Source organism: Nonomuraea sp. AD125B (assembly GCF_041402765.1).
Taxonomy (GTDB): Bacteria; Actinomycetota; Actinomycetes; order Streptosporangiales; family Streptosporangiaceae; genus Nonomuraea; species Nonomuraea bangladeshensis.
Genome location: NZ_JBGLOU010000008.1, coordinates 149529 through 164550, shown reverse-complemented (window position 1 = coordinate 164550; position 15022 = coordinate 149529). Strand labels below are relative to the sequence as shown.

General features: G+C 70.4%; 13 protein-coding genes. 8 read left to right on the top strand and 5 right to left on the bottom strand.

All coding sequences use genetic code 11. The features are described 5' to 3' along the window. Positions 1 to 160: 160 nt before the first annotated feature. On the bottom strand, positions 161 to 931 hold the full coding sequence (locus ACBR40_RS22360; protein WP_344209606.1) for a protein phosphatase 2C domain-containing protein: 771 nt from the start codon (positions 929 to 931) through the stop codon (positions 161 to 163). Between the two features lie 76 nt (positions 932 to 1007). Here ACBR40_RS22360 and ACBR40_RS22355 point away from each other — a divergent pair, with 76 nt between their 5' ends. The 8 genes from ACBR40_RS22355 to ACBR40_RS22320 all read left to right on the top strand — a co-directional run bounded on the left by ACBR40_RS22355 (position 1008) and on the right by ACBR40_RS22320 (position 10257). Then, positions 1008 to 2816 carry an N-6 DNA methylase gene (locus tag ACBR40_RS22355; protein WP_371249995.1) on the top strand — a complete coding sequence of 603 codons (1809 nt, stop codon included), beginning with the start codon at positions 1008 to 1010 and terminating at the stop codon, positions 2814 to 2816. Positions 2817 to 2986: 170 nt separating this feature from the next. Then, positions 2987 to 3877, top strand: a complete 891-nt coding sequence (locus tag ACBR40_RS22350; RefSeq protein ID WP_371249994.1) for a serine/threonine-protein kinase — start codon at positions 2987 to 2989, stop codon at positions 3875 to 3877. Between the two features lie 241 nt (positions 3878 to 4118). Continuing rightward, entirely contained in the window at positions 4119 to 5408 is a 1290-nt protein-coding gene (locus ACBR40_RS22345; RefSeq protein ID WP_344209612.1) for an extracellular solute-binding protein, read from the top strand. Then, entirely contained in the window at positions 5405 to 6370 is a 966-nt protein-coding gene (locus tag ACBR40_RS22340) for a carbohydrate ABC transporter permease (protein WP_371249993.1), read from the top strand. Before ACBR40_RS22345 ends, ACBR40_RS22340 begins: the two co-directional genes overlap by 4 nt. Then, entirely contained in the window at positions 6367 to 7170 is an 804-nt protein-coding gene (locus ACBR40_RS22335; RefSeq protein ID WP_344209615.1) for a carbohydrate ABC transporter permease, read from the top strand. Before ACBR40_RS22340 ends, ACBR40_RS22335 begins: the two co-directional genes overlap by 4 nt. Continuing rightward, positions 7167 to 8528, top strand: coding sequence for a GH1 family beta-glucosidase (locus ACBR40_RS22330; RefSeq protein ID WP_344209617.1), 1362 nt, complete (start codon positions 7167 to 7169; stop codon positions 8526 to 8528). The genes ACBR40_RS22335 and ACBR40_RS22330 overlap by 4 nt, the downstream gene beginning before the upstream one ends. A 32-nt stretch (positions 8529 to 8560) precedes the next feature. Continuing rightward, positions 8561 to 9556 (top strand): LacI family DNA-binding transcriptional regulator, encoded by a 996-nt coding sequence (locus ACBR40_RS22325; RefSeq protein ID WP_344209619.1) that lies wholly within the window; start codon positions 8561 to 8563, stop codon positions 9554 to 9556. After that, entirely contained in the window at positions 9553 to 10257 is a 705-nt protein-coding gene (locus ACBR40_RS22320; protein ID WP_371249992.1) for a phosphotransferase, read from the top strand. Before ACBR40_RS22325 ends, ACBR40_RS22320 begins: the two co-directional genes overlap by 4 nt. 22 nt (positions 10258 to 10279) lie before the next feature. On the opposite strand, the gene ACBR40_RS22315 is transcribed toward ACBR40_RS22320, so the two are convergent. The 4 genes from ACBR40_RS22315 to ACBR40_RS22300 are packed head-to-tail and all read right to left on the bottom strand — an operon-like array spanning position 10280 to position 14928. After that, complete coding sequence (locus ACBR40_RS22315) at positions 10280 to 11788, bottom strand: glycoside hydrolase family 13 protein (protein ID WP_371249991.1); 1509 nt, start codon at positions 11786 to 11788, stop codon at positions 10280 to 10282. 4 nt (positions 11789 to 11792) lie between these two features. After that, a complete protein-coding gene (locus ACBR40_RS22310) occupies positions 11793 to 12728 on the bottom strand; it encodes a carbohydrate ABC transporter permease (protein WP_344209625.1) in 936 nt (311 codons plus the stop codon). Then, entirely contained in the window at positions 12725 to 13591 is an 867-nt protein-coding gene (locus ACBR40_RS22305) for a sugar ABC transporter permease (protein WP_344209627.1), read from the bottom strand. The genes ACBR40_RS22310 and ACBR40_RS22305 overlap by 4 nt, the downstream gene beginning before the upstream one ends. A 5-nt stretch (positions 13592 to 13596) precedes the next feature. Continuing rightward, entirely contained in the window at positions 13597 to 14928 is a 1332-nt protein-coding gene (locus ACBR40_RS22300; protein WP_371249990.1) for an ABC transporter substrate-binding protein, read from the bottom strand. Positions 14929 to 15022 lie beyond the last annotated feature (94 nt).

The following is a 15022-nucleotide window of genomic DNA, read 5'->3' as shown; positions in this document are numbered from 1 at the left end:
GCGATCGGGTCCAGGGTGACTCCTCCGGGGGAAAACCGACAAAACCACGATGGACTGTAATAGCGTCATCGGGAAATTGCGCGGGGCACCCGGAAAGTGTCTTGCTATGAGATGAAATATCGGCTAAGTGACTGGTGTGACCGGTGAGCCAGGAGGGCCCTCACGCGCCCGCGCCGACGCGGTAGACCGCGACGTCGCCCGCTCCCTGCGCGACCACATCCGCCACGATCACGGTCACGTTGTCCGGCGAGCCGCCCTCGTTGGCCAGGTCGATGAGCCGCTGCACCGCCACGACGGGGTCGGCGACGGTGGTCAGCACCTCGTGCAGCATCTCGGGGCCGAGCACGGCGGTCAGCCCGTCGGAGCACAGGAGATAGCGGTCGTCCGGCTCGGCCTCGCGCAGCGCCATGTCGGGCTCGGCCCGCCCCTCGCTGCCCAGCACCCGCAGCACCATGGAACGGCGGGGGTGCACCGCGGCCTGGTCCTCCGTTATCCGGCCTTCGTCCACCATCGACTGCACAAGTGTGTGATCCTTGGTCATCTGGTAAAGAGCGCCGTCGCGCAGCAGATAACCGCGGGAGTCACCGAGATGGGCCAAGGCGAAACGGTAGCCGTCGAACAGCATGGCGGTCACCGTGGTGCCCATCCCCCGGCGCGCCGGGTCGATGTCGGCCAGCTCGACCAGCCGGCGGCCCGCCTCGGCCACCGCGCTCTCCAGTGCGGCCTCCAGGTCGGCGCCCGTCTCGGGAAGCGTGGCATCCAGCTCGCGCATGACCGCGATGGCGGCCGAGCTCGCCAGCTCGCCCGCCGCGTGACCGCCCATCCCGTCGGCCACCACGAGCAACCGGCCGCTCGCGTAGCCGGAGTCCTCGTTCTGCTCCCTGCGACGGCCCACATCTGATCCGGCGGCATAGCGGATGTTGTGCTTCATACACCGCAGTAAATCATTGGTTGAAAGACTTCACAAGCAGATGCGCTGAAGACTCTTGTGACGTACTGTGGGCACCATGAGCCACGACCCGACCGTCAACGCCGGGGACATCGCCCGGCTCGCCGGTGTCGGGCGTGCCGCGGTCAGCAACTGGCGCCGCCGCCACGACGATTTTCCCCAACCGGTGGGCGGCACCGCCAATCAGCCGCTGTTCTCCCTGCCCCAGATCGAGTCCTGGCTGCGCCGCTATGGGAAGTCCTACCAGGTCTCCCTGGGAGATCGGGTATGGCAACGCCTGAAAGCCGCGGGTGATTTGCGGCTGGGCGAGCTGGTGGCCCAGGCGGGCGTCCTGCTCACCGGCCACCACACCCCCACGGGCGGGGGGCTCGACGGTGAGCTCGCCGGGCTCGTCACCGAGCTGGCCGAGCGGCACGAGCCGCTGACCGCGTACGAGTTCCTGTGCGAGCGCTACCTGGAGGCCCACTCGAGGCAGCTCTCCGTCACCCGCGACGACGTGGCCGAGCTCATGGTCCGGCTGGTCCGCGCCGAGGGCGGCACGCTGCTCGACCCGGCCTGCGGCGTCGGAACGCTCCTGCTGGCCCTCGACCGCACCCCGCGACCCGGCGGCGAGGCCCCCCGCCGCCCGGCCAAGGTGCTCGGCCAGGAGCTGAGCGAGACCTCGGCGGCCATCACCGCGGCCCGGCTCCGGCTGCGCGGCCTCGACGCCGAGGTCGTGGCCGGTGACGCCATGCGCGCCGACGCCTTCCCCGGCCTGCGGGCCGACGCCGTCGTGTGCGACCCGCCGTTCAACGAGCGGGCCTGGGGCTACGAGGAGCTGACCGGCGACCCGCGCTGGGAGTACGGCCTGCCGCCGCGCGGCGAGCCCGAGCTCGCCTGGGTCCAGCACTGCCTCACGCACGTCAAGCCCGGCGGCGCGGTCGCCATCCTCATGCCCCCGGCCGCCGCCAGCCGCAAGGCGGGCCGCCGCATCCGGGCCAACCTGCTGCGCGCGGGCGCCCTGCGGGCCGTCGTCGCGCTGCCCGGCGCCGACCTGTGGCTGCTGCGCCGGCCCAGGCCGGGCGAGCGGCCCCCGTCCGAGGTGCTGATCCTCGACGCCGCCGGCGACCTGGAGCTCGTCGAGCCGGCCTGGCGGGCCTACCTGGAGGACCGTTCCGACCAGACCGTACGCATCATCGACCTGCTGGCCGACGAGGTCGACATGACCCCGGCCCGCCACCAGCGCCGCGACGACGTGGGCAAGGCGTTCGCCGAGGTCCGTGACCGGTTCCTGGCCGCGAGCGCGTCGCCGCCCGACCTGAAGGTGCTGGAGCAGCCGCTCGACCAGCCCGCCATCACGCTCGGCGACCTGATCAAGGAGGGCCTGGTGACCATGATCCAGGCTCCGGCGAAGATGGTCGCCGACGGCGGCGAGGTGCCCGTGCTGACCGCCGACGACGTGCTCAGCGGCAGCCCGCCCTCCGGCTCGGCGGCCACCCAGCAGGGCCTGGTCACGCTGCGGTCCGGCGACGTCGTGGCGTCCTACTCCAGCGTGCGCGTGATCGCCGAGGGCGGGGCGGCGCTGGGCCCCCACCTGACCCTCTACCGGGTGGACGGCCGGCGGCTCGACCCCGACTTCCTGGCCGGCTACCTGCGGGCCGCGGGCGGGCGGGCGACCACCGGCTCCAGCAGGTTCGACGTGCGCCGCACCCGGCTGCCCCGGCTGCCGCTGAAGGAGCAGAAGGCGTACGGCGAGGCCTTCCGCCAGCTCGCCGTGCTGGAGGACGCCATCCGCGAGACCTCCACCCTCGGCCACACCCTCATCAGACTGGGCCTCGACGGCTTGGCCGACGGCCACCTCCACCCTGCTGACGGCCTCACTCCGTGAGGCAGGCTCGGTCGCCCAACGCCGCCGCCTTCCCCCGCTCTGGTCGCTACGCTCCCGCCGCTCCTCCAGGCGACGGCACTCCCTCGCGGGCCGACGGCCTCACTCCGTGAGGCGCACTCGCCGCCTTGCTGACGGTGTAGTTTTTCTCGCAAAGGTGGGAGGGAGGGGCTATGGTCATCGGCGACCGGTATGTGCTCGACGACCTCCCTCTCGGTACGGGTGGCATGGGGGCGGTCTACGCGGGGCACGACCGGCACCTCGACCGCCGGGTCGCGGTCAAGCTGCTGCGCCTGCCGAGCGGCCCCGATCACGAGCTGGAGCGGCGCTTCATCCGTGAGGCCCGCATCCTGGCCAGGCTGGAGCACCCCGGCGCGCCCGTCCTCTACGACTTCGGCACCCACGAGCAGCGGCTTTTCCAAGTGATGCAGTTCATCGAGGGCGTCACCGTGGCCGACGTGGTGAGCGAGCACGGCCCGCTGCCGGTGCCGTGGGCGGCGGCCATCGCGGCGCAGGCGTGCGCGGTGCTGTCGGCGGCCCACGCCCTCGCGATCTGCCATCGCGACCTCAAGCCGACCAATCTCATGCTCTGCCCTGACGGCAGCGTGAAGGTGCTCGACTTCGGCCTCGCGCTGCTGCGGGACGCCGACGTCACCACGTTCACCAGGATCGGGCAGATCCTGGGCACGCCCGCGTACATGGCGCCCGAGCAGATCCAGCACGGGGTGGCCGAGCCGCGCAGCGACCTCTACTCGCTGGGCTGCGTGCTGCACGAGATGCTGACCGGCCGCCAGCTCTTCACCGGGCCGACCGACTACGTGGTCTTCGAGAAGCAGGTCAAGGAGCAGCCGCCGGCCGTGCCCGGCCTGCCGCCCGGCCTCGCGGCGCTGCTGGCGCAGCTGCTGGAGAAGCAGCCCGAGAACCGGCCCGCGGACGCGAACGAGCTGTACGAGCGGCTCGACCCGTTCGCGGTGGGCCTGCCCCAGTTGCCGGGTTTCCTGGCGCCCGCGCCGAGCCCCGGCGGCATGTACGCCCGCATGGCGGGCCGCGTCCTCGGCGGCTGACCCCCGGTCGGTGTGCGCGGCGGCGGCGGGCGCGGCACCCGTGGCGGCAGGGAGCGGGGTCTCGTTCGTGCATCCGGGGCAGCCTAACCCAGCCCGCAGGCAGACTGAAACATTTCGGGGAACGCTCTCTCGGGTAACGGCGATCGTTATCTAACCCCGGTTGACACAGGCATGTGAGCCGCACGACTCTCTGAGAGAGCGCTCTCTCACCTGTCCCCCACGCACAACCCAGGAGGGTTCCATGACCCCTCGGATCCGTCTTGCCGTCCCCCTGCTCGCCGCGGCCCTGCTCAGCGCCGCGTGCGGCGGCGGAGGCGGAGGGAACGCCGCCGCACCGGCGAGCGCGCAGCCGGGCGAGAAGATCAAGCTCACCGTCGGGCTCTTCGGCGACTTCGGCTTCAAGCCCCTCTACGAGGAGTACAAGAAGACCCACCCGAACATCGAGATCGTCGAGAACGTCACGCAGTTCAACGACCACCACAACAACCTGGTCAAGCGGCTGGCCACCAACGCCGGCGCGGGGGACGTCGAAGCGGTCGAGGTCGGCTACATCAGCACCTTCACGGCCCAGCCGAACAAGTTCGTCGACCTCAAGCAGTTCGGCCTCGACAAGCGCCAGTCCGACTACCTCGACTGGAAGTGGCAGCAGGGCCTCAGCAAGGACGGCGGGCAGGTGCTCGGCCTCGGCACCGACGTCGGCGGCCTGGCCATGTGCTACCGCAAGGACCTGTTCAAGAAGGCCGGCCTGCCCACCGACCGCGCCGAGGTCGCGGCCCTGTGGCCGACGTGGGAGCAGTACATCGCGACCGGCAAGAAGTTCGCCGCGGCCGACGTGGCGGGCGCGAAGTTCACCGACTCCCCCGGCGAGATCTTCCGCGCGATGGTCAACCAGGCCCCGACCGGCCTGTACGACGCCCAGGACAACATCATCGTCGCGTCCAACCCCGACGTGAAGAAGGCCTGGGACCTGTCCAACCAGCTCACCCAGGAGGGCCTGACCGCCAAGCTCGCGGCCTTCTCCCCGCCGTGGAACACGGGCTTCGCCAAGGGCTCGTTCGCCACGATCATCTGCCCGGCCTGGATGACCGGCTTCATCCAGGAGCAGGCCAAGGACGCGACCGGCAAGTGGGACATCGCCACCGTTCCCGGCGGCTCGGGCAACAGCGGCGGCTCGCACCTCATGGTGCCCAAGCAGAGCAAGCACCCCAAGGAGGCCGCCGAGCTGATCGACTTCCTGACCTCCAAGGACAACCAGGCCAAGGTGTTCAAGGAGGAGGGCACGTTCCCGTCGATCCCGTCGCTCTACGACGACCCGTCGATCCAGAACTTCACCAAGCCGTTCTTCGGTGACGCCCCCATCGGCAAGATCTACTCCGACGCCGCCAAGGCGCTCAAGCCGCAGCACCTCGGCCCGAAGGAGGCCGACGTCCGGGTGGCGATCGGCAACGGCCTCGGCCGCGTCGAGCAGGGCAAGCAGACGCCGGACGAGGCGTGGGCCCAGGTCCTTCAGGACGTACAGAAGATCAAATGAGCACCTACCCCCTCGCGGCGACGCGGCGGCGTAGGCGCAGCGTGCGGCACACCCTCGACATGAGGGTGTCGCCGTACGCCTACGTCGCGCCCTTCTTCCTGCTGTTCTGCGCGTTCGGCCTGTTCCCGCTGGTCTACACGGCCTGGGTCAGCCTGCACGAGTGGACGCTGCTGTCGGACACCCAGGAGTTCGTCGGCCTCGGCAACTACTCGACGCTGCTGGCCGACGGCTACTTCTGGAACGCCACCTTCAACACGCTGTCCATCGGCGTGCTGTCCACCGCCCCCCAGCTCCTGCTCGCCATCTGGCTGGCGCACCTGCTGAACCGGCGGCTGCGCCTGCAGACGCTGTTCCGGATCTCGCTGCTGCTGCCGAACGTCACCAGCGTGGTGGCGGTCGTGGTGATCTTCAGCCAGCTCTTCGGCCGCGACTTCGGCCTGATCAACTGGATGCTGTCGTGGTTCGGGGTCGGCAACATCGACTGGGCGGCCGGCACCGCCACCTCGCACGTCGCCCTGTCCGTCATGATCATGTGGCGGTGGACCGGCTACAACGCGCTGATCTTCCTGGCCGCCATGCAGGCCGTGCCGCGCGAGCTGTACGAGGCCGCCACCCTGGACGGCGCGAGCAGCTTCCGGCAGCTGCGCAGCGTCACTCTGCCGATGATCCGCCCGACGATCATCTTCGTCGTCATCGTCTCCACGATCGGCGCCATGCAGATCATCGCCGAGCCCATGCTCTTCGCGCAGAGCACCGGCAGCGGGGGCGGCACCTTCGCCACCGGCGGCCCCGACCGCCAGTTCCAGACCCTGGCGCTGTACGTCTACGAGCAGGCCTTCGCCAACTCGACCTTCGACTTCGGCTACGCCTCGGCCGCGTCCTGGCTGATGTTCCTGGCCGTGGTGATCGTCTCCGGCGTCAACTTCCTCATCACCCGCAGGGCGAAGGGAGGGATCGTATGAGGCTGCGCTACCTGACCCTGACGGCCGTGGCGTTCTTCTCGGCGTTCCCGCTGTACTACAGCGTCGTCGTGGCCTCGCGGCACAACTCGGCGCTCGCGCAGGTGCCGCCGCCGCTGATCCCCGGCGGGAACTTCTTCGCCAACGTCTCCCGGGTCTTCGACACCGTGCCGTTCGGGCTGGCGCTGGTCAACTCCCTGATCGTGGCGGGGTCGATCTCGATCGCGGTGATGTTCTTCTCCACGCTCGCCGGGTTCGCCTTCGCCAAGCTGAGGTTCCGCGGCAGGAACGCGATGCTGGTCATCACCGTCGCCACCATGATGGTCCCGGCGCAGCTCGGCATCATCCCGCTCTACATGCTCATGGTGAAGCTGGAGTGGACCGGCACCAACTACGCGCTGATCGTGCCCGCGCTGGTCAACGCCTTCGGCGTGTTCTTCATGACCCAGTACCTGTCGCGGGCGCTGCCCACCGAGCTGCTGGAGGCCGGGCGGGTGGACGGCTGCACCACGTGGGGGCTGTTCTGGCACGTCGTGCTGCCCGCGGCCCGGCCGGCGGCGGCCGTGCTCGGCATGCTGACCTTCATGTCGGCCTGGAACGACTACTTCTGGCCGCTGGTCGTGCTCAATCCGGACAATCCGACGGTCCAGGTGGCGCTGTCCTCCCTGGCCAGCGGCTACGTCAACGACTACGTGCTCGGCCTGGCCGGCACGGCGGTCGGCACGCTGCCGCTGGTGGCCGTCTTCGTGCTGTTCGGCAAGCAAATCATCGGCGGAATCATGCAAGGAGCTGTGAAGGGATGATCTTTCCCGAGGACTTCGTCTGGGGCGCCGCCACGGCCTCGTACCAGATCGAGGGGGCGGTCAAGGAGGACGGGCGGGGACAGTCCATCTGGGACACCTTCTCCCACACCCCCGGGAACGTGGCGGGCGACGACACCGGCGACGTGGCCTGCGACCACTACCACCGCTACCGGGACGACGTCGCCCTGATGCGGGAGCTGCGCCTGGCGGCGTACCGGTTCTCGATCGCCTGGCCGCGCGTCCAGCCGGACGGCTCGGGCCCGGTCAACCCGCGCGGCGTCGCCTTCTACGACCGGCTCGTGGACGAGCTGCTCGCCGCGGGCATCACGCCCTACGTCACCCTCTACCACTGGGACCTCCCGCAGACCCTGGAGGAGCGCGGCGGCTGGACCGACCGCGACACCGCGCACCGCTTCGCCGACTACGCCGAGGCCGTGCACGCCCGGCTCGGCGACCGGGTCACGAACTGGGCGACGCTGAACGAGCCCTGGGTGGCGGCCTACCTCGGCTACGGCAACGGCGTGCACGCGCCGGGCCGCCGCGACGCCGCGAGCGCGCTGCGCTCGGCCCACCACCTGCTGCTCGGCCACGGCCTGGCGGCCAGGCGGCTGCGGCCCGGCAGCGTGATGCTGGTGGTCAACTCCTCGCCCGTGCTCACCCCGGCGCAGGTGAACGACCCGGCGGCGGTGCCCGGCGAGGCCGACGCGGCGGCCGTCGACCGCATCCACGCGCTGCTCACCCGGCAGTTCCTCGACCCGGCCGTGTACGGGACGTACCCGGAGGAGGTGCTGGCGGCGGCCCGACGCAACGGCGGCACGGACCACATCCGCGACGGCGACCTCGACACCATCAGGGCGCCGATCGACCTGATCGGCGTCAACTACTACAACCCGTGCGTCGTCGAGGCCGGCCCCGGCCTGCCCGCCGACGCCGCCTGGCCGGGGTCGGAGGACGTGCGCTTCGCCACCGCCGACGCCCCCACCACGGCGATGGGCTGGCCGATCGTGCCGGACGGCCTGTCGCGCCTGCTGGTCCGGCTCTCGCAGGACTATCCGCAGGTCGGCCTCATGGTCACGGAGAACGGCGCGGCCTTCGACGACGTCGTGGAGAACGGGCGGGTGCACGACGCGGACCGGGTGGCGTACCTGGACGGGCACCTGCGCGAGGTGTGGCGGGCCGTCGAGGCGGGCGCCGACCTGCGCGGCTACCTCGTGTGGTCGCTGCTGGACAACTTCGAATGGGCGGAGGGCTACCGGCGGCGGTTCGGGATCGTGCACGTGGACTACGCGACGCAGAACCGCACCCTCAAGGACAGCGCTCTGTGGTACCGCGACGTCATCGCCAGAAACGGCCTGTAGATTTTTTACGTGCTCTCCCTTCTGGTGCAGTCATGAGACGCCCGACCCTGGAGGCGGTCGCCGCCCGGGCGGGTGTCTCGCGGGCCACCGCCTCCCGCGTCGTCAACGGGCAGACGACGGTGGCGCCCCACATCCGCGACGCCGTGCTGCAGGCCATCGACGAGCTGGGCTACGTCCCCAACTCGGCCGCGCGCAGCCTGGTCACCCAGCGCACCGACTCGATCGCGCTGGTCATCAGCGAGCCCGGCACCCGGGTCTTCTCCGAGGACCCGCTGTTCTCCACGGTGATCAGGTCGGCGTCGATGGAGCTCGAGTCGGCCAACAAACAGGTCGTGCTCATGCTGGCGTCCAACGCCAAGAGTCACGCCCGGGTCGAGCGCTACATCTCGGGCGGGCACGTGGACGGCGTCATGCTCATCTCCATGCACGGCGCCGACCCGCTGCCGTCCGCGCTGTCGCGGCTGCGCGTGCCGGTGGTGTCGTACGGGCGGCCCGCCGTGCCGGTGGACATCCCGTTCGTGGACAACGACAACGTGGGCGGCGCGGAGGCGGGCGTGCGCCATCTGGTGGAGATCGGCCGGCGGCGCATCGCGACCATCGCGGGGCCGCAGGACATGATCGCCGGGCAGGACCGCCTGGCCGGCTACCGCAACGTCCTGCGCGACTCCGACCGCCGCTCGATCGTCGCGGTCGGCGACTTCACCCGCGAGTCGGGGGCGATCGCGATGCGTCAGCTCCTCGGCGACGACCCCGGCCTCGACGCCGTCTTCGTGGCCAACGACCTGATGGCCGTGGGAGCGCTCCAGTCGCTGCGCCAGGCCGGTCGCCGGGTGCCCGACGACGTGGCCGTGGTCGGCTTCGACGACATCGAGGCGGCCAAGTACACCGAGCCGCCGCTGACCACGCTGCGCCACCCGGTGACGGACCAGGCGACGGCGATGGTCCACCTGCTGCTCGGCCTGTTCGAGGGCGGGCCGGGCGACCCGGTCATCCTGCCCACCGAGCTGGTGATCCGCGAGTCGGCGTGACGACGGCCTCCGCCGTGGCGGCCGCGGTCGCCGTGGCCCGTGCGCACGGGGTGCGAGTGGAGGAGCCGGTGCTGCTCCACGACTCCTTCAACCTGCGCGTCCACCTGCGGCCCGCGCCGGTCGTGGCGCGCGTGCCGACCGTCACGGCGATGGGACGCGCGCGGCCGGACGAGGTGCTGCGGCGGGAGCTGGAGGTGGTGACCCACCTGCACCGCGCGGGCGCCCCGGTGGTGCCGCCGAGCGACCTGCTGCCGCCGGGGCCGCACCTGCGGGACGGCTTCGTGGTGACGTTCTGGACGTACGCCGAGCACGATCCGGAGCGGGTGATCTCGCCCGAGGAGGCCGGGCAGGGGCTGGCCGGGCTGCACGAGGCCCTGCGCGGCTTCCCTGGCGAGCTGCCGGTCCTGTGGCCGGCGCTGGACGAGCCCGCTCGGCTGCTCGACGTCCTGGACGGCCGGATCGATCCCGGCGCCCACGCCCGGCTGCGCGCCGGTCACGAGGAGCTGGCCGGGCGGCTGCCCCGGGACGGCGGGCAGGCCGTGCACGGCGACGCGCATCCCGGCAACCTGCTGGCCACGCCGCGCGGGCTGCTCTGGAACGACTTCGAGGAGTGCATGACCGCCCCGGTCGCGTGGGACCTCGCCGTGCTGGGGCGGGCGCTGACCGCCTGGCTCCGCGACCCCAGCGGAGCCAGGCGGTGAGACGAGGCCGCGTCGTCCGGCTTCAGGCGAGCCAGGCCGTGGTGTCGGCGGGGAGCGCGCCGTCCTCCAGCGGGCCGCTGGCCAGCAGGAGCCGGCCCTCGGGCAGCGGCACCGGGCCGGGCCCGAGGTTGGTGACGCAGGTCAGGCCCGAGTCGCGGCGGAAGGCGAGCACGTCGCCGTCGAGCGGCAGCCAGGTCAGGGTGCCGTCGCCGAGCGACTCGGCCCGGATGCGCAGCCCCTCGCGGTACAGGTTGAGCATCGAGCCGAGGTCCGTGAGCTGGGCCTCGGCGGTCAGCTTGCGCCAGTTGTCCGGCTGGGGCAGCCACGGCGTGCCCGTGCCGAAGCCGAACGGCGGCTCCTCCCCCGACCACGGCAGCGGGACGCGGCAGCCGTCGCGGCCGGGGTTCGTGCCGCCCGACCTGGCGTACATCGGGTCCTGCCGCCGCTCGTCCGGCAGGTCCTCGACCTCGGGCAGGCCCAGCTCCTCGCCCTGGTAGACGTAGACCGAGCCGGGCAGCGCCATCGCCAGCAGCGCCGCCGCCCGCGCCCGCCGGTGGCCGAGCTCCAGGTCGGACGGCGTGCCGTGGAGCCGCCCGCCGTGCTCGAAGGTGGTGTCGGCGCGGCCGTAGCGGGTGACCGGGCGGGTGACGTCGTGGTTGGACAGCACCCAGGTCGGGGGCGCGCCGATCGGGGTGTGCGTGGCGAGCGTCAGGTCGATGACCCGGCGCAGCTCGGCGGCCTCCCACGGGCAGGACAGGAAGTCGAAGTTGAACGCCGTGTGCAGCTCGTCGGGGCGCAGGTAGCGGGCGAAGCGCTCCTGGTCGGGCAGCCAGACCTCGCCGATGAGGACGCGCTCGCCGTACTCGTCGGCGATCTCGCGCCAGCGCCGGTAGACGTCGTGGACGCCGTCGAGGTCCTCGTACGCGGTGTCCGACTTGAACAGCAGCGCCGCCGAGTCGATGCGGAAGCCGTCCACGCCGCGCTCGAACCAGAAGCGCAGCACGTCCTCGAACTCCTGGTGGACCTCGGGGTTCGCCCAGTTGAAGTCCGGCTGCCCCGGGTCGAACAGGTGCAGGTACCACTGCCCGTCCGGCACCTGCGTCCAGGCGGAGCCGCCGAAGATGGACTGCCAGTCGTTGAGCGGCCGGTCGGCGAACCAGAACCGGTCGCGGGCCGCCGGGTCCGCCAGCGCCTCCTTGAACCAGTCGCTCTCGGTGGAGCTGTGGTTGGGGACGACGTCGATGATGACCTTGATGTCGAGCTCGTGCGCCTCCTCGATGAACGCCTCGGCCTCGGCGAGCGTGCCGAAGACCGGCTCGATGTCCCGGTAGTCGGCGACGTCGTAGCCGCCGTCGGCCATCGGCGAGGGATACCACGGGTTGAGCCAGATGGCGTCGATCCCCAGGTCCTTCAGGTACGGCAGGCGGGATCGCAGGCCGGCGAGGTCACCCACGCCGTCGCCGTTCCCGTCGGCGAAACTACGCAGGTAGACCTGGTAGATCGCGGCCCCCCGCCACCACGTTTTCGACATGCGATTATCCCTTGATGCTTCCGGCGGTGAGGCCCGCCATGATGTGTCGTTGGAAGACGAAGAAGACGATGATCATGGGAATGCCGGCGATCACCAGGCCGGCCATGACCTGGTTCTGGGTGACCGCCCCTGCGGTCTGCGACAGCCCCACGCTGATCGGCATCTTCTCGCTGTCGGTCATCACCAGCAGCGGCAGGACGAAGTCCTTGAAGGCGGTGACGATCGTGAAGATGGACACCACGCCGAGGATGGGCCGGGAGACCGGCAGCACCACGGACCAGAGCGTGCGCACCGGCCCGGCGCCGTCGATCTGCGCCGCCTCGATGAGCTCGCGCGGGATCGAGTCGAAGAACCGTTTGAGCAGGAAGATGTTGAACCCGTTGGCCGCCGCCGGGAACCACAGTCCCCACGGGTTGTTCAGCAGCCCGAGGTCCACGATCGTCACGTACAGCGGGATGAGGATCACCATCGGCGGGATCATCAGCGTGGCCAGCATCGCGCCGAGGATCACGTTGCCGAACACCGGGCGCAGCTTCGACAGCGCGTACGCCGCCGACACGTCCACCACCATGGAGAACAGCCAGGCCCCGAAGGCGTAGTACGCGGTGTTCGCCAGCAGCGTGCCGATGTCGAACAGGTCCCACGCCTCGACGAAGTTGTCCAGCGTCGGGTCCCGGGGCACCGGTGTGGGCGGCATCTCGGCGATCTCGTCCGGCGTCTTCATGGCGCCGGTGACCATCCAGTAGAGCGGGAAGACGAAGGCCAGGGTGAACAGCAGGACGACGGAGACCAGCACCAGCCAGTAGATCCGCCGCCCCCACCGGCTGTTGAGCTGGTGGGGCGAGACGATCGTCCTGAACTGCACCTGCATCGGCTTCGGACGCCTTCCGGCGCCACGCCTGCCCTTCCGGCCGGCCGTGCCCGCGCCGACGGCGATCATGCCTGGTCCTCCCGGGTGGTGCGCAGCTGGAAGGCGGCGAAGACGAGCAGCGCGAGCATGAGCATCATGCCGAGCGCCCCGGCCTGGCCGTAGTTCATCTGCGAGAAGGCGAACTGGTACATCAGGTAGGCCACGCTGACGGTGGCGTTCTCCGGGCCGCCGCCGGTCAGCATGTACGGCTCGATGAACACCTGCATGGTCGCCACGATCTGCAGCATGAGCATGAGCAGCAGGATCAGCCGCGTCTGCGGGATCGTGACGTGCCGGATGCGCTTGACGATCCCGGCGCCGTCGAGCTCGGCGGCCTCGTACAGCTCGGGCGGGATGTTCTGCAGCGCGGCCAGGTAGATCAGGGTCGCGCTGCCCATGTTCATCCAGGTCGAGACGATGACCAGCGAGATCAGCGCCGTGGAGGAGCTGTCCAGCCAGGCGAGCGTCGGCAGGTGGAAGAAGTCGAGTATCTGGTTGAACAGCCCGGGCCCGGGATCGTAGAACCACCGGAACAGCAGCACCGCGACGATCGGCGGCAGCATGACCGGCAGGTAGACCACGAACCTGAGGTAGGCCCGGGCGTGGCGCAGCTCGTTCAGCACGAGCGCGACGGCGAACGGGACGGCGTAGCCGCACAGCAGCGCCAGGGCGGTGAACTCCACGGTGTTCAGCCAGGCCTCGCCGAAGGCCGGGTCGGCGACGGCCGCCTTGAAGTTGTCCAGCCCCACCCACTCGGGCGGGTTGATCAGGTCGGTCCGCTGGAAGCTCAGGATGAACTCCCTGACCATCGGATACCAGGCGAACACCGTGAAGCAGAACAACGCCGCGCAGAGGAACCCGTAGGCCGTCAGATTGCGCCTCAAGATCCGCATCAGGGTCAGCCCTTGGCCGCCAGCATCGCGTTGGCCTTGGTCTCGGCGTCCGCCAGGAGCTCGTCCACGCTCGCGTCCTTGCGGCTCAGCACGCCGGACATCGCCACGTCGAGGATGGCGTACAGCTCCTGCGCGTGCGGGGGCTCGGCCTTCGGCGGGACGGTCGCGGCGGCGTCCACGTACGTCTGGTAGTTCTCCACGGGCAGCGAGGCGTTCTTCACCCGCTCCTCCTGGAGGGCCTTGCCGGTGGGCGAGTCGCCGTAGACGGCGTTGTCGGGGACGCCGACCGGGTTGCCGATGGCCTTGCCGCGGGCGAAGTCGAAGCGGCCCTTGCCGACGGTGTTGAAGCGGAAGTCGATCCACTCCATGCCGGCCTTGGCCTGCTCGGGCGTGGCCTTCGGGTTGATCATGTACGCCTCGCCGCCGCTCAGCGACGCCTTGGCCTCGGGGAAGCCGGTGATGCCGTAGTCGTCGACGTTGCCCTTGAACTTGGTGACCACGTCGGTGACCACGTCAGGCGCGCCGAGCATCATGCCGACCTTGCCGCTGCCCATGGCCATCATGAGCGACTCCCAGCCGACCAGGAGCTTGCTGCCCATGCTGTTGTCGACCCAGCGCATGTCGTGCAGGTTCTGCAGCACGGCCTTGCCCTCGGGCGAGTTGAACGCGGCCTTCTTGCCGTCATCGGTCAGGATGCTGCCGCCCCGGCCGTAGATGGCCTGGGTGAAGTGCCAGCCGCCGGTGTTGCCGCCGGAGTACTCGCCGTAGCCGACGTAGCCGGCGCCGAGGCCGGCGATCTTCTTGGCGGCCTCGCGCACCTCGGCCCAGGTCTTCGGCGGGGTGTTGGGGTCGAGGCCGGCCTTGGTGAACAGGGCGCGGTTGTAGACCAGGCCGACGCTGTAGTGCACGTTGGGGACGCCGTAGACCTTGCCGTCCTTGGTGAGCAGCTCGCGGTGGTCGGGGCGCAGGTCGTTCCAGTTCTTGACCGAGCCGGTGTACTGCGTGATGTCGAGGGCCTGGCCCTGCGCGATGACGTCGTCGTAGTTCGTCATGGGCACCACGAAGACGGTCTCCATCTGGCCGCCCGCCAGCTTGGGCCCGAAGGTCTTGGGGTCGAAGCACGGCTGCTGGTCCGTGCTCTTCACCGTCACGCCGGGGTGCGCCTTCATGAACGCGGCGACGTCCTCGTCCCATGCCTTGCGGTCCTGGGGGGCGGTCTTGGCGGGCTGGCAGGCGACCGTGATCGACACGTTCGCCGCCCCGCCGGAGGCCGCGGGCTGCGGCGACTCGCCGGAGCCACAGGCGGTCGCCGAGAGGCCGAGCGCGGTTACGAGCAAGAGTCCGGTGGATCTCCGCATGGTCTGACCCTTCTGATGCGAGGTGCCCACACCATAGGATCAGCGACACATGGACGCAATATTTCGACGCTCT

What these genes read in the sequence shown, in the direction of transcription:
- ACBR40_RS22360 (WP_344209606.1), bottom strand. Translation starts at nt 931, where the DNA reads ATGAAGCACAACATCCGCTATGCCGCCGGATCAGATGTGGGCCGTCGC.
- ACBR40_RS22355 (WP_371249995.1), top strand. Translation starts at nt 1,008, where the DNA reads ATGAGCCACGACCCGACCGTCAACGCCGGGGACATCGCCCGGCTCGCC.
- ACBR40_RS22350 (WP_371249994.1), top strand. Translation starts at nt 2,987, where the DNA reads ATGGTCATCGGCGACCGGTATGTGCTCGACGACCTCCCTCTCGGTACG.
- ACBR40_RS22345 (WP_344209612.1), top strand. Translation starts at nt 4,119, where the DNA reads ATGACCCCTCGGATCCGTCTTGCCGTCCCCCTGCTCGCCGCGGCCCTG.
- ACBR40_RS22340 (WP_371249993.1), top strand. Translation starts at nt 5,405, where the DNA reads ATGAGCACCTACCCCCTCGCGGCGACGCGGCGGCGTAGGCGCAGCGTG.
- ACBR40_RS22335 (WP_344209615.1), top strand. Translation starts at nt 6,367, where the DNA reads ATGAGGCTGCGCTACCTGACCCTGACGGCCGTGGCGTTCTTCTCGGCG.
- ACBR40_RS22330 (WP_344209617.1), top strand. Translation starts at nt 7,167, where the DNA reads ATGATCTTTCCCGAGGACTTCGTCTGGGGCGCCGCCACGGCCTCGTAC.
- ACBR40_RS22325 (WP_344209619.1), top strand. Translation starts at nt 8,561, where the DNA reads ATGAGACGCCCGACCCTGGAGGCGGTCGCCGCCCGGGCGGGTGTCTCG.
- ACBR40_RS22315 (WP_371249991.1), bottom strand. Translation starts at nt 11,788, where the DNA reads ATGTCGAAAACGTGGTGGCGGGGGGCCGCGATCTACCAGGTCTACCTG.
- ACBR40_RS22310 (WP_344209625.1), bottom strand. Translation starts at nt 12,728, where the DNA reads ATGATCGCCGTCGGCGCGGGCACGGCCGGCCGGAAGGGCAGGCGTGGC.
- ACBR40_RS22305 (WP_344209627.1), bottom strand. Translation starts at nt 13,591, where the DNA reads ATGCGGATCTTGAGGCGCAATCTGACGGCCTACGGGTTCCTCTGCGCG.